Annotated in this window: 15 protein-coding genes; 7 read left to right on the forward strand and 8 right to left on the reverse strand. The window is 45.7% G+C overall.

Features of this window, described 5'->3' with window-relative positions:
* Nucleotides 1-25: 25 nt before the first annotated feature.
* Genes sapA through AC6R00_RS13420 form a run of 6 tightly spaced genes read left to right on the forward strand, consistent with a single transcriptional unit; the run spans nt 26 to nt 6052 of the window.
* The gene (gene sapA, locus AC6R00_RS13395; RefSeq protein WP_500640717.1) at nt 26-1645 is read left to right on the forward strand and encodes an ABC transporter substrate-binding protein SapA; all 1620 of its coding nucleotides are present in this window, start codon (nt 26-28) and stop codon (nt 1643-1645) included.
* Nucleotides 1645-2607, forward strand: a complete 963-nt coding sequence (locus AC6R00_RS13400; protein ID WP_500640718.1) for an ABC transporter permease — start codon at nt 1645-1647, stop codon at nt 2605-2607. The genes sapA and AC6R00_RS13400 overlap by 1 nt, the downstream gene beginning before the upstream one ends.
* Nucleotides 2594-3481 carry a putrescine export ABC transporter permease SapC gene (gene sapC / locus AC6R00_RS13405; protein WP_004748052.1) on the forward strand — a complete coding sequence of 296 codons (888 nt, stop codon included), beginning with the start codon at nt 2594-2596 and terminating at the stop codon, nt 3479-3481. The genes AC6R00_RS13400 and sapC overlap by 14 nt, the downstream gene beginning before the upstream one ends.
* Entirely contained in the window at nt 3481-4479 is a 999-nt protein-coding gene (locus AC6R00_RS13410) for a peptide ABC transporter ATP-binding protein (protein WP_500640719.1), read from the forward strand. The genes sapC and AC6R00_RS13410 overlap by 1 nt, the downstream gene beginning before the upstream one ends.
* Nucleotides 4476-5261, forward strand: a complete 786-nt coding sequence (locus tag AC6R00_RS13415; RefSeq protein WP_500640720.1) for a peptide ABC transporter ATP-binding protein — start codon at nt 4476-4478, stop codon at nt 5259-5261. The genes AC6R00_RS13410 and AC6R00_RS13415 overlap by 4 nt, the downstream gene beginning before the upstream one ends.
* A gap of 8 nt (nt 5262-5269) precedes the next feature.
* Nucleotides 5270-6052, forward strand: a complete 783-nt coding sequence (locus AC6R00_RS13420; RefSeq protein ID WP_500640721.1) for a DUF2927 domain-containing protein — start codon at nt 5270-5272, stop codon at nt 6050-6052.
* 12 nt (nt 6053-6064) lie between these two features.
* Here the strand turns inward: AC6R00_RS13420 and AC6R00_RS13425 are convergent, their stop codons facing one another.
* Both AC6R00_RS13425 and AC6R00_RS13430 read right to left on the reverse strand, forming a co-directional pair.
* Entirely contained in the window at nt 6065-6439 is a 375-nt protein-coding gene (locus AC6R00_RS13425) for a DUF2750 domain-containing protein (RefSeq protein WP_054963104.1), read from the reverse strand.
* A gap of 71 nt (nt 6440-6510) precedes the next feature.
* A complete protein-coding gene (locus AC6R00_RS13430) occupies nt 6511-7416 on the reverse strand; it encodes a manganese-dependent inorganic pyrophosphatase (protein ID WP_004749839.1) in 906 nt (301 codons plus the stop codon).
* Between the two features lie 301 nt (nt 7417-7717).
* Between AC6R00_RS13430 and AC6R00_RS13435 the strand changes: the two genes are divergently transcribed.
* Nucleotides 7718-8923 (forward strand): putative manganese transporter, encoded by a 1206-nt coding sequence (locus tag AC6R00_RS13435; protein ID WP_500640722.1) that lies wholly within the window; start codon nt 7718-7720, stop codon nt 8921-8923.
* A gap of 65 nt (nt 8924-8988) precedes the next feature.
* Here the strand turns inward: AC6R00_RS13435 and hisIE are convergent, their stop codons facing one another.
* Genes hisIE through hisC form a run of 6 tightly spaced genes read right to left on the reverse strand, consistent with a single transcriptional unit; the run spans nt 8989 to nt 13937 of the window.
* Nucleotides 8989-9624 carry a bifunctional phosphoribosyl-AMP cyclohydrolase/phosphoribosyl-ATP diphosphatase HisIE gene (gene hisIE / locus AC6R00_RS13440; RefSeq protein ID WP_004743970.1) on the reverse strand — a complete coding sequence of 212 codons (636 nt, stop codon included), beginning with the start codon at nt 9622-9624 and terminating at the stop codon, nt 8989-8991.
* On the reverse strand, nt 9621-10394 hold the full coding sequence (gene hisF, locus AC6R00_RS13445; protein ID WP_500640723.1) for an imidazole glycerol phosphate synthase subunit HisF: 774 nt from the start codon (nt 10392-10394) through the stop codon (nt 9621-9623). The genes hisIE and hisF overlap by 4 nt, the downstream gene beginning before the upstream one ends.
* Nucleotides 10376-11113, reverse strand: coding sequence for a 1-(5-phosphoribosyl)-5-[(5-phosphoribosylamino)methylideneamino]imidazole-4-carboxamide isomerase (gene hisA / locus AC6R00_RS13450; RefSeq protein WP_500640724.1), 738 nt, complete (start codon nt 11111-11113; stop codon nt 10376-10378). Before hisA ends, hisF begins: the two co-directional genes overlap by 19 nt.
* Before the next feature lie 12 nt (nt 11114-11125).
* Complete coding sequence (gene hisH, locus AC6R00_RS13455; protein WP_069666015.1) at nt 11126-11740, reverse strand: imidazole glycerol phosphate synthase subunit HisH; 615 nt, start codon at nt 11738-11740, stop codon at nt 11126-11128.
* 26 nt (nt 11741-11766) lie between these two features.
* Complete coding sequence (gene hisB / locus AC6R00_RS13460; RefSeq protein WP_500640725.1) at nt 11767-12840, reverse strand: bifunctional histidinol-phosphatase/imidazoleglycerol-phosphate dehydratase HisB; 1074 nt, start codon at nt 12838-12840, stop codon at nt 11767-11769.
* A gap of 56 nt (nt 12841-12896) precedes the next feature.
* Nucleotides 12897-13937 carry a histidinol-phosphate transaminase gene (gene hisC, locus AC6R00_RS13465; RefSeq protein WP_500640726.1) on the reverse strand — a complete coding sequence of 347 codons (1041 nt, stop codon included), beginning with the start codon at nt 13935-13937 and terminating at the stop codon, nt 12897-12899.
* Between the last annotated feature and the right edge of the window lie 8 nt (nt 13938-13945).

A 13945-nucleotide genomic window follows, 5' to 3' on the forward strand; every position in this document is an offset into this window, starting at 1 on the left:
TTTGTCCCAGACACTTGTTCTTTCTATGAAAGCATTCATTCAGTTTACATTAGGTTTGTTCAGCCTCAGCCTATTAGCCGGTTGCGGTGAAGAGATTGACCATGACAAAATTCGTCAGAAGGGTTTTGTCTATTGTGGTCAAGGTGGTCCTTCGACGTTTAACCCTCAATTGGTCGATAGTGGCATTACAACCGAAACACTCAGCCCTCAGCTGTTTAATACTCTGCTTACTCTCGATAGCCAAACTTATCAGCCAGTGCCAAGCCTTGCGACTAAGTGGTCAGTTAACAAAGAAGGCACTGAATACATCTTTACGTTGCGTAAAGGTGTCGAGTTCCAGACTACTGCTTGGTTTACTCCTTCCAGAGCAATGAACGCAGAGGATGTGGTCTTTAGCTTTAGACGCATTATTGATACTACCAATCCTTTTCACTATGTCGGAAGCGGACTTTACCCTTGGTTCAGTGGGATTGATTTCCAAAACCTCGTTGTTGAGGTGTCAGCACTATCCAAGCACAAAGTGAAATTTACTCTTAACCGACCTGACAATAGTTTCCTGTCCAATATTGCAACCAGTCATGCGGTCATCCATTCTAAAGAGTATGCCGGACAACTTGAGCTCAGCGACGAGAAAAGTATGCTCGATAGTCATCCTGTTGGTACTGGTCCATTCTACCTTGCTGAATATCAAGTCAATGACCTCATCCGTCTTAAGCGCAACAATCGCTATTGGCAAGATCAACCAAAGATGGAACAGGTCGTATTCGACATATCTCAACGCGGCACAGGCACTTTGGCTAAGCTACTCCGCAGTGAATGTGATGTGCTCAACGCCCCACTATCGAGTCAGTTGCCAATTATTGAGCAAACAGCAGATGTCGAGTTAACTGCGAAGCCTGCAATGAATATCTCTTTCGTTGCCGTGAACACTTCCCACCCTGCACTTAACGATGCTCGCGTGCGTAAAGCGCTTAACTATGCCATTAACCGTCAGAACATTTTGGATTCGGTCTACTACGGCACAGGTAGTCAGGCGTATTCCGTTTTGCCTCCTTCTTCGTGGGCTTATCAAAAAGATGCGGTACAAATTCGTTATGATCGCAACTACGCTATCGCGCTGTTACGTGAAGCGGGTTATAGCAAAGGGTTAGAGCTGACAATGTCAGTTCCATTGGAGCCACGTGCTTTCAACCCGAGCCCAAGAAAAACGGCAGAGTTGATTCAAGCAAACCTAGCTGATGTTGGAATTAAGCTCAATTTGATGACAGACGATAGATTTGAACGCAGCAACCTAAATAGTAATGAAAACATTGACCTTCACTTAACGGGTTGGATCGCCAATACCGGGGACCCGGACAACTTTTTAAGGCCGCTTCTCTCTTGTGAATCCAAACGCGCCGGACTTAATGTTTCAAGTTGGTGTAATCCTGACTTCGATTTTCTGCTCGACCTTGCACTTGAAGTCGATAAGCCTCGCTATAGGCAAAACCTCTATAAACAGGCGCAGAACATACTTAATGAAGAATTCCCTGTGATCCCACTAAATCATGGCATGCAGTTGCAAGCGCATCACACCTCACTTAGAGGCTTTAAGGTTAGCCCATTCAATGCGCAGCCGTTTGATACTGTCGAGAGGTTCAAGTAATGCTGTTGTATTCTGTTCGACGCTTTAACCTGTTTATCATCACCTTATTGATACTCACTATGGTAGGTTTCAGTATTCTAAGGCTAGAGCCTAGCTCTCCATGGGCTATCCATGATTTTTGGAGTGGCTGGATGCTGTATCTTGGCGAGCTCATGCAGCTTAACCTTGGCGTTACCAAGTTAGGGACTCCTATAATTGACGAGCTGAGTATCGTCTTTCCCGCGACGCTAGAGCTATGTTTTATCGCCTTTGTGATATCGCTGCTCATTGGAATACCAGTTGGGACGTTAGCGGGTATGAAGCAAGGAAAGTGGATCGATACTGTGATTTCGTTTACTTCCATGTCTGGCTATTCTGCACCGCTATTTTGGATCGCACTTTTAATGATCATGGTGTTTTCTCTGCACTTTCAGGTATTCCCTGTCGCAGGCCGCTACGATTTGCTCTATCAAATTGACCACGTTACTGGTTTTGCGATTATCGATGCCTTCTTTGCTAGCGGAGAATATCGAGCCCATGCGTTGCAAAGTGTTTTGGAACACCTCATTCTGCCATGCCTTGTTCTCGCGCTTGCGCCGACGACTCAAGTCATAGGCTTGATGCGAGCTTCCGTTGCTGAAGTAATGGGACAAAACTATATTCGCGCCGCACGTATCAAAGGTTTATCAACACACGAAATCGTGACCCAGCATGTGTTACGCAACGCTATCCCGCCGATTATTCCAAAAATCGGTGTACAGCTTTCTAGCATGCTAACACTTGCCATTATCACTGAATCTATCTTTAACTGGCCGGGCATTGGCCGATGGTTACTTGATGCCCTCTCAAATCAAGATTACGTTGCCATTCAAGCTGGGGTCATCGTCGTAGCGACGTTTGTCCTAACCGCTAACATCTTGTCTGATCTGATTGGTGCCATGGTCAATCCATTGGTAAGAAAGGAGTGGTATGCTAACCGATAATGTCTACCAAGAAGAGCGTATCCCTACCCAGTTTGAACGATTCTGGCGTAGTTTCCGTGCAAACAATTTGGCTATGTTTGGCTTATGGTGCTTACTACTGCTATGCCTAATTACGCTTGTTTCACCTTGGATTACACCTCATGACCCACAAGCGCAAAGTGGTGAGTTACTTGTGCCTCCATCTTGGAACCCAACCGGTACGGTTGAGTACTTCCTTGGAACCGATGATCTCGGCAGAGATATTCTTTCACGCTTAATTGAAGGCTCGCGTCTTACCTTTGGTGCTGCTTTTCTGATTACGGTTATCGCTACAGTGATTGGATGTATCATCGGCGTACTAGCAGGGATGACCAAAGGCTTGCTATCAAGTGTCTTAAACCACTTACTTGATACCGTCATGTCAATTCCATCGTTGCTATTGGCGATTATTTTTGTCGCTTTCCTAGGCTTTGGCGAGTTCAATATTTTGCTGGCTATCTGTTTAGCCTTAATTCCAAGATTTGTCCGCTCAGTTTATATCGCAGTACATACCGAAGTGGAAAAAGACTACATTATGGCTGCACGTCTTGATGGGGCAAACCAATTCTATCTACTTTGGAATTCCATATTGCCCAACATTCTTGTCGTCATTGCCACCGAGATTACCTTGGCATGGTCTATCGCTATTTTGGATATCACCGCGCTTGGTTTTCTTGGTTTAGGAGCACAAGCGCCAAGCACTGAGTGGGGAGCTATTCTTGGAGACTCTGTTGAACTGATCTATCTTGCTCCCTGGACAGTAACTCTTCCCGGACTCGCGATCATGTTTACTGTTATTGTCATTAACCTTGTTGGTGAAGGTATTCGCCAAGCGCTTAACGCGGGGATCGAATAATGCCGTTATTAGATATTCGACATCTCACTATCGAGATAGAAACGCCTCAGGGGATGATGAAAGCCGTTGACCGAATGAGCCTGACGATGAATGAAGGCGAAATTCGCGGCTTAGTGGGTGAGTCGGGCTCAGGGAAAAGTCTGGTTGCTAAAGCCATCGTTGGTGTATGCAAAGACAACTGGAAAGTAACCGCAGACCGAATGAGACTAGGAAATGTCGACTTACTTCAGCTGACACCTAAAGAGCGTCGACGTGTCATAGCCCGCGATATTGCGATGATCTTCCAAGAGCCATCAACCTGTTTGGACCCTTCAGAAGAAGTAGGAAAACAGCTTATTGAAGCGATTCCCTCACGCTCTTTTGAAGGTAAATGGTGGGAGCGCTTTAAGTGGCGTAAGAAACAGGCGGTCGCGTTACTGCATAAAGTTGGGATTAAAGACCACCAACAAATCATGGATAGCTTCCCATACGAGCTAACTGACGGTGAGTGTCAAAAGATCATGATAGCGATGGCGATCGCTGCCAAACCTAAGCTATTAATTGCAGATGAGCCAACCAACGATTTGGATCCGATTACTCAGTCGCAGATCTTACGTTTGTTGAGTCGGATGAATCAGCTACACAATACATCGATCATGTTAATTGGTCATGACCTGACAACCATTACCCAGTGGGCAACCCGCATTACGGTCATGTATTGTGGTCAGTCAGTTGAGTCTGCTGATACCAATAAGATCCTAGAAAAACCAAAGCATCCATATACCGCCGCACTGTTGAAAGCGATGCCTGATTTTAGCGACTGGATTCCGCATAAAGAGAAACTTCAATCTCTGCCAGGATCGATTCCTCCACTACAGCATTTGCCCATTGGTTGCCGCCTCGGCCCACGCTGCCCATATGCGCAACGTCAATGCGTTGAGATACCTATGACTCGCCGAATCAAGAATCACAAGTTTGCATGCCACTTCCCACTAAATATGGAGAAGAAGAAAGCATGAGTGCCCTATTAGAAGTCAACGCGTTATCAAAAACCTTTGTCACACGTTCAAGCCTTTTTCGCAAAAAGGTTCAACAGGCAGTAAAACCCGTCAGCTTCAGCCTAGAAGCAGGCCAAACCATTGGCTTTATCGGTCAAAACGGCTCTGGGAAATCGACACTAGCGCGAATGTTAGCAGGTGTAGTGGAACCCTCCTCAGGAGAAATACGTGTTAATGGCGAATTGCTTGAACACGAAGATTATTCGACTCGCTGCAAGCTTATAAGAATGATTTTTCAGGACCCAAACACCTCTTTGAATCCACGTATTCAAATTGGCCGAATTTTGGAAGGTCCGCTAAAACGAAACACTAGCATGCCACCCGAGGCTCGGATTAAGCGCGTCAAGGAAACACTGTTAAGAGTGGGTTTGTTACCCGAACATGCCTACTTTTACCCTCAGATGCTTGCTACAGGTCAAAAGCAGCGTGTTTGTTTAGCACGTGCACTGATCCTGCAACCGTCGGTTATAGTCGCAGATGAAGCGCTCAATGGACTGGATATGGCGATGCGTTCGCAGATCATTAACCTGTTCTTGGAGCTGCAAGAAGAAATGGGGGTTTCCTTTGTTTATGTATCTCAACATATTGGTATTGTTAAACATATTACCGACAAAATAATGGTGATGCATGAAGGAGAAGTTGTGGAAAGTGGAGAAACCCATGAAGTACTCACTTGCCCGACTCATTCGGTTACCCAAAGACTAGTCGAAAGCCATTTCAATAAAGCGACTTGTTTTAAATAGGAACTCAAATGCTAAGGACAGCGTGGATCGTGCTAACCGTATTGGCCTGCAGCTTTCAGGCTCAAGCTTACGTTAATCAACAGACATGGTTAGACACCCAATTTATCGAGAAAGCTTTCATTAACGTCGCTATGCGTAATGAATATTCTGCCGGAAACAAACCGCTAGTAAAATGGAATGAAGCCGTAAAAATTTGGGTTCAGCACAAAGTACCGGACAGTGAACTTCACGATGAACTCACTGACGCACATCTTCGTCACTTAGAACAGATAACTGGGCATCGAATTCAAAGAGTGAATTCACGTGAACAGGCGAATATCGTCTGGGTGTTTACTAAAGAATCCAAGTGGCATGAAGATATTGAGCGAGAACTGGGTAAGCCTGCGCTTGCAAACGTATATGGAGCGATCTGTAAAGCAGGCTACCAAGTCGGTCGCAAAGGCGCTCTCTCACATGCTGCAATCATCATTCCTGTCGACCAAGCGAGAGAGCATGGCAAGTTGCTTGCCTGCATCGTCGAGGAGATCACTCAAGTCTTAGGCTTACCGAACGACTCAGAGAGCGCTTTCCCATCGATTTTTAATGATGAGACCCCTGAAGATCTGCTCTCCCCTCTTGATGTCGTCCTCTTGAAGCTGCTCTATGAACCAGAGCTTAAACCCGGTATGAACGAACAACAAGTGAAACCGATTGTAAGACGATTATTAGCGAGATATAAAAAAGACGGCACGTTAAATCGTGCCGTCTCTACCGCAAAACAAGGAGAGCTATTTCAGCTGATAGGCTATTAATCCCTGTCAGCCTTAGCCGCGTTTTTTCAACTCGACTTCAAATTCGTCTGGGTACAGCACCACACCTTCTTCGTTGTCGTTAGGGAACACAACAACAGATAGCTCGTCATCTTCAAGGCCATAAGTCCAACGACTAAACCATTTTGCCGTCGAGATTGGCTCAGCCTTACAGTGTTCCCAATCTCCGGTTGCCCACTGCTCTGCAAACTCTTGGTGGGGCCAAACCGGCACACAATCTTCCTCTTCGGTGTTGAGCATTACGCAGCCATGCTCATCAGTCAGGATCCAAACCTTACGGTTTTTGGCGATTTCTTTAATGCAGTAGTTAAAGCGCTCATCAGGGCGCATTTTATTCACTGTTTCTAGTTGCTCATTTGATAGCGACATATTCACTTCCTCGCAAAGAAAACGCCCATGGCGTGACCATGGGCGTTAAGGTATACGTTATAGAGATGGAGTTAAGCTAGTTCAGCTTGAAGCCAAGGCCAACCTTGCTTCTTACGACTTAGCGTATTTTCCATCATTAGCATGCCGTCTTTCTCATGCTTAACAAGTTTCTCAGCCCACTCACCTTTGTAAAGTAGACGAGTTTGAGCTGTAGTGATGTCTGTTAGCATAACTGCTGCAAACGCCAAACCTTGTTCAGCACAGCGGCTTTCTAGATCAGCTTCTAGTGCTTCAATCATGCCGTCAACTTGCTCAAGTGTTGCAAGTTCAACTTGACCAACAACAACATCACGACCATTGAATGGGTAACCTTTCAGGTCTTTTTCGACAAGCTCAGCGGCAGATAGGCCTTCGATGTTTGTTTTAGCGATAAGTAGATCTTTAATGAATGCATCTACATCGCATACGTCAGCGATTTTCGCTAGTTCTTCAACTGCATCTTTATCTTTTTGAGTACAAGTTGGAGAAGCAAAACCGACAGTGTCAGATAGGATTGCTGACATCATTAGCTTAGCGATCTTAGGCGTAATTTCGTGGCCTTCGATTTTAAACATGTTAAACAGTACTGTGTTAGTACAGCCAACAGGCCAGATCCAAGCCTCCATAGGGTTTACAGTCATCACGTCACCTAGGCGGTGGTGATCAACGATACCTAGAATTTCTGCGTCAGCCACATCATCTGGAGCTTGAGCTAGATCCGAGTAGTCTACTAACCAGATTTTCTCGCCCGCTACTGAAGTGCGCAGCTCAGGAACTTCTGCGCCAGCCACTTCTAGAATGTGTTGAGTTTCACGGTTAATTTCACCTTGGCGAATAGGCATTGCTTCAACACCACGAGCGGTTAGTAGCTCAGTTGCTACTAGTGCACTACAGATACTATCGCTATCAGGGTTCTTGTGACCTACAACTAGAATCATCTTTTTTCCTATCTGACTAAATTTCTTCCCAACAAGGGGCAATTACTCACAAACCCGATATTTTACCGAATTCTGATGATTTGTCATCGGTTGGATAGAGATTATTTGGTCATAAGCCATGACCAATCATCGTTATCAAACCTAACCCTCTCTTAAGTTTAGCACTAATGACATGACACTCATTAATAATTGGACTCACTTCACAGGTTGAGATGGCAACCAGAATTGAGAAAAAGTTATTGCAAATAATTCTCATTAACATATAGTTGAGAATAATACGCATTCTAAAGACCACTGACTCATGAACTCTATACGATTATCACAAGTTATGCCCAACTGGCTTTCATTGGCTCAGTTTCGTCCAGCATATAAGCGACTCCTGCTACCCGTAGCATTACTTGCTCTTATTGTCAGTGACACCACCAGAGATGTCACTGTCAATACTCTATCTGACGCTTTCTGGGCGGTATCTAGCTACGTTGCATTTACGTTGGCGATTTATCATTACATGTCGGTTTTCTTCAATAAAGAAAGCCGTATCGTCAATTTATACCAAAGTTCTCGCAACCATCAGGTGTTTTTCGCCGCACTGTTGGGTGCTTTACCTGGTTGTGGTGGAGCAATCATTGTAACTACGCAATTTGTTAGTGGCCGTGTTGGCTTTGGCGCAATCGTCGCCGTATTAACCTCAACGATGGGTGATGCCGCGTTCCTACTACTAGCGAGTAAGCCTGATATCGGCTTTGCCGTCGTTGGCCTTGGGGTAATGGTTGGCTGCATTTCAGGCTGGATTGTTAATGGAATCCATCGCGATGATTTCCTGCGCCCTGAAGCAAAGTCAGTCGCGAATCGTTTTAGTTGCGCGAGTGAAAGCACAAACAGTCTGGAACAAAAGGCAATCAATCTACAAGGTGCATTTTGGAAATGGCTACTTGTACCTGCAACCATCATTGCTGCACTTGGCTCTTTTCAGGTCGATGTGAATCAATTGCTCCACCTACCTGAAATGACCATTGAATGGACGGGTGCCATTCTGATCATTGTTAGTATGTTGCTATGGTCTTTAACCAAAGAAATCAAAGATTATGAGTCAACAGTCGCTGAAGACGCGAAACAGGTTTCTTCTCATCCGATTCAGAAAGCTGCGCAAGATACCAATTTCGTTACAGCATGGGTGATACTGGCATTTATGGCATTTGAGCTGATTACTTTCTTTGGCCATATTGACCTCGCCGCGACCTTCTCTGGATGGGGAGTTTGGATGCCACTGATGGGTTTGACTGTTGGTTTACTGCCAGGCTGTGGGCCGCAAATTCTCGTGACGAGTTTGTACATTTCTGGAGCCGCGCCATTATCTGCGCAATTAGCGAATGCGATATCAAACGATGGCGATGCCTTGTTCCCTGCAATTGCCTTGGCACCAAAAGCCGCTTTGGTCGCAACCATCTATTCAGCATTGCCTGCTTTAGTTGTCGGTTACGGTTATTACTTCCTATTCGAAATTTAACAACATTTACGTTGGCAAGAAAAAGCGCCCTCATTTGAGGGCGCTAATTATTTGAAGGTCTGAGATTATTTGTGACGCTCTTTCAACTTGTTGACTACGTCGTTCATCGACAGACCTTGATCTTGTAGAAGAACAAGTAAGTGGTAAATCAAATCCGCTGACTCGCACACTAGCTCCGCCTTATCACCCGACGTCGCCGCAAGCGCGACTTCAACGCCTTCTTCACCCACTTTCTGCGAAATACGTTTGGTGCCACGGGAGTAAAGGTTGGCAGTATAAGAGGAATCAGGGTCGGCACTCTTGCGGGCAGCCAATAGCTGCTCAAGTTGATGAAGCCACACCATTTGCGACTCCTCTTGCGGGTCGACATCCCAACAAGTAGTGTTGCCCAAGTGGCACGTAGGACCAATGGGATTCACTTTCACCAAGAGCGTATCGTTATCGCAATCTAGCTGCATGTTCACCAATTGCAATACGTTGCCAGAGGTTTCACCTTTGGTCCACAAACGCTGCTTAGTACGAGAGAAAAAGGTGACTTGACCGGTTTCACCCGTTTTCGCTAACGCATCTTGATTCATGTAACCCATCATCAACACTTGGCTCGATTGGAAATCTTGTACAATAGCAGGTACTAGACCATCCACCTTGTCCCAGTTGATGCGCTCAGCTAAAGAGCTTACTTCGGCGGTGTTTACACTCATAGTCGAACCTCAATACCTTGTTGTTTTAAATACTGCTTTAATTCACCAATATTGATGACTTGTTTGTGGAATACCGATGCGGCAAGTGCACCATCCACATTGGCCTTTTGGTAAGCTTTCGCAAAGTGCTCCATAGCCCCTGCACCGCCAGATGCAATCAATGGTACGTTACACACTTCTCGCACCATATTGAGCTGTTCGATATCGTAACCGTTACGCACGCCGTCTTGGTTCATCATGTTCAACACGATTTCACCTGCACCACGTTTTTGTACTTCTTGCACCCAATCGCGCGTTTCCCATTGGGTCGCTTTGGTGCGCTCTTCATCACCCGTAAACTGGTAAACCTGATACTTGCCCGTCTCTTTGTCATAGTACGAATCGATACCGACGACGATACATTGCACACCAAATTTATCAGCAAGGTCAGTAATCAACTGAGGGTTCGCCAATGCCGGTGAGTTAATAGATACCTTATCTGCACCAAACTCAAGAATACGCGCCGCGTCTTCCGCTGATTTAATGCCACCAGCGACACAGAAAGGAATATCGATCACTTCTGCAACGCGAGCCACCCAACTTTTATCTACCACTCGGCCATCGCTAGAAGCGGTAATATCGTAGAACACTAGCTCATCTGCGCCTTCTTCAGCATAACGCTGCGCAAGAGGAACGATATCGCCAATGATTTCGTGGTTACGGAACTGAACGCCCTTAACTACTTGTCCATCACGAACATCAAGACATGGAATTATTCGCTTTGCCAACATGCAAATGCCTCCTCTGCTGTGAACTTGCCATCAAGTAGTGCACGACCAACAATCACGCCAGCGACCCCAGAACCTTTCAGCGCTTCGATATCCGCTAATGAGCCAATGCCACCTGATGATTGGAATTTCACTTGTGGGTATTGTTTACATAGGTCTACATACAGCTCTACGTTAGAGCCTTCTAGCGTACCATCACGAGAAATATCGGTACAAAGCACATGCTGTAAGCCAACGGTTAGGTAATCATTAATCAGAGCTTCGATAGTCACGCCTGAGTCTTCTTGCCAACCAGAAATCGCTACCTTACGCGTGCCGTCTTGAGCGATATTGATATCTAGCGCGAGAACAATTTTTTCCGCGCCGTATTTTTCCATCCAACCTTTTACCAATTCTGGTTGTTTTACCGCTGTCGAACCAACAACAACGCGCTGAGCACCTGCTTCGAGTAGATCGACAACGTCTTGCTCTGTACGTACACCACCACCGATTTGGATATTCGCTGGAGTGCTCGCAAGTAGCTTGGCAATCAAATCAAGTTGGCGCGCTGTCGTGTCTTTCGCACCCGTTAGATCCACTAAATGCAACCAATTAGCACCGGCTTGGTGATACAAGTTGAACTGCTCTGCTGGGTCGACTTTGTACTCGGTTACTTGGCCGTAATCACCTTGATAAAGGCGAACCACCTGTCCTTCAATTAAATCAAGAGCTGGAATAATCACACTAAATCCCTTTTATAATTCTAAGAAGTTTTGAATAAGCTTTGCGCCCGCTTTTGAAGAACGCTCAGGGTGGAATTGCACACCGTAGTAGTTACCGCTTTGCACAGCAGCCGTGAATGGATTTTCGTATTCACACTCTGCAATCGTGTACTCGCCAACAGGCATGGCAAAGCTATGTACGAAATAGAAGTACTCGCCTTCTTCAATCCCTTTGAATAGTGGGTTGCCTGTTTTAGCTGAGACAGTGTTCCACCCCATGTGAGGCAGTGGTAAATCACCGGTTTGAAGCAGCTTCACTTCACCATCACAAAGTCCAAGGCACTCAACTAGCTCATCCGCTTTCTGCCCTTTTTCTTGAGACACTTTGCCCAACAGCTGCATACCTAAACAGATCCCTAGCAGCGGCTTTTCTACCTGTTTTACCAAGCTGATTAGATCACGTTCTTCGAGGTTCTTCATCGCTTCACTGGCTGTCCCTACACCTGGTAGAAATAGCTTATCTGCTGCAAGCACTACTTGAGGGTCTTTAGAAATCGTTACGTCATAACCTAAACGTTCAATGGCAAACTTCACCGAAGAAACGTTGGCACAACCAGTATCAATAATGACTACTTTCTGTTCTGTCACTGTTTTTCTCCTTGCTAACGTTAGCCTTAAAGTACGCCTTTACTACTTGGTAGCTCAGTGCCTTCTACTTTGATTGCTTGGCGTAAAGTACGACCAAACGCTTTAAATAGACTCTCAATAATGTGGTGATCATTGTCGCCAGCTGAAGATAGGTGCAACGTACACGCTAGGGTATCAGTCAATGAGCGGAAGAAATGAACCACCATCTCTGTGGATAGGTCACCTACCTGCTCGCGACCGAACTCAGCGTCAAACCTAAGATAAGGACGGCCAGACAGATCAAGTGCACACTGAGCTAAACACTCATCCATTGGCAGGCTAAAGCCAAAGCGACCAATGCCACGCTTGTCACCGAGAGCTTCTTTCAGCGCTTGACCCAATGCAAGAGCGGTATCTTCTACCGTGTGGTGGTCATCAATGTGTAAGTCGCCTTCTACTTTGCACACCATCTGGAATCCGCCGTGAGTCGCGATTTGATCTAGCATGTGATCGAAGAAACCAAGACCCGTAGAAATTTGGTTGCTTCCCTGCTCATCAAGATTAACGGCAACTTTAATGTCCGTTTCTTTAGTGGTTCGAATCACTTCGGCAACACGTGCTTTCACGGTCAGATCTTTAAGGATCTGTTTCCAGTTCATGGTTTCTGGGTTGTATTGAATGCCACGAATAGCCATATTTTCTGCAAGTTGAAGGTCCGTTTGACGATCACCAATCACAACCGAGTTTTGGAAGTCTACTTTGCCACCTTGAAGATATTCTTTAACCAAGCCCAATTTAGGCTTACGGCAAGAACAGTTATCTTCATCGAAATGTGGACAAATCAGCACATCATCAAACTTCACACCCTGAGATTCAAAGATCTCCATCATCATATTATGTGGCGCATCAAAGTCTGCTTGTGGGTAGCTGTCGGTGCCCAAACCGTCTTGGTTAGTCACCATCACCAGGCGGTAACCCGCATCTTGAAGCGAGAGTAGACTTGGAATAACAAACGGCTCTAGCTTGAGTTTGTCTAATCGGTCTACTTGAAAGTCCACCGGCGGCTCAACAATTAAGGTGCCATCTCGGTCGATAAATAGAATTTTTTGTTGCTTGCTCACTCGAACTTCCTTATTTCAAATTTAGTGGCTCTCGCAAAGGCCAGAGCCAATGATATTTAGCCGTAATAGTTTCTAATAAATCCGAGTGTCTTTTCGCACTCGTCTCGACTACCAATACTGATGCGTACACAGTTTTCGATAGGTGAATTGCGCAAAATAATGCCACTCTCCCATGCTGCTTTAAATAGTTCGTCACCTTGCGGAAATTTAACCAATAGGTAATTACCCCAACCTTCAAATATCTCTATGCCTTCAATCATTGATAAACCAACTTGTAGGTAAGCACGGTTTGCGTTGAGGTCGAGGACTTGAAACTTCGCTCTAGCTAGTCCCGCTTCAGATAACGCCTGAGTCGCGATTTCTGCTACTGGCACTGGCACTGGGTACGGTGCGATAACCTTAAGAAGTACATTAATCAGCTCTTCGTTTGCAAGGGTGAAACCGCAGCGCAAGCCCGCAAGCGCGAAAGCTTTAGACAGAGTACGCAAAATCGCTAGGTTCCGATATTGAGCTAATAAATCGACTGTCGATGCTTCTGGGCAGAAATCGATGTACGCTTCGTCCATCACGACAATGGCGCGATCTTTTGTCATCTCAAGCAGAGAGACAATATCTTCACGCTTAACTAGATTGCCTGTTGGATTGTTTGGTGAACAAACAAATACTAGCTTGACGTTATCTAGGTTGGCTTTGATTCCTTCAAGATCAAGCTGCCAGTCTGACGTTAGCGGTACAGTCTTGCGCTCTACGCCAATGGTTTCTGCGCTGATCGCATACATTCCGTAAGTCGGTGGGCAATACAGAATCGCGTCTTCACCCGGCTCACAGAACGCGCGAATCAATAATTCGATACCTTCATCAGCTCCGCGAGAGGTCAGTGTTTGCGCTGGTTTTACACCCGCATAAGCCGCATACGCTTCAATTAGCTCTTTTGGCTGACATTCGCTGTAGCGATTCAAACGCGCAAAATCTGTTTTGTATTCGTTGTTGAATGGCGATTCATTCGCGTTCAGCCAAACGTCGCCCGTACCACCAATTCGGCGAGCCGATAAATAAGGAGTCAGTTGTTGGACTTGTTTACGCGCTAGCTTTTCCATCTCATTAC

The sequence above is a fragment of the Vibrio sp. R10-SF1-ISO8 genome, from assembly GCF_059833805.1.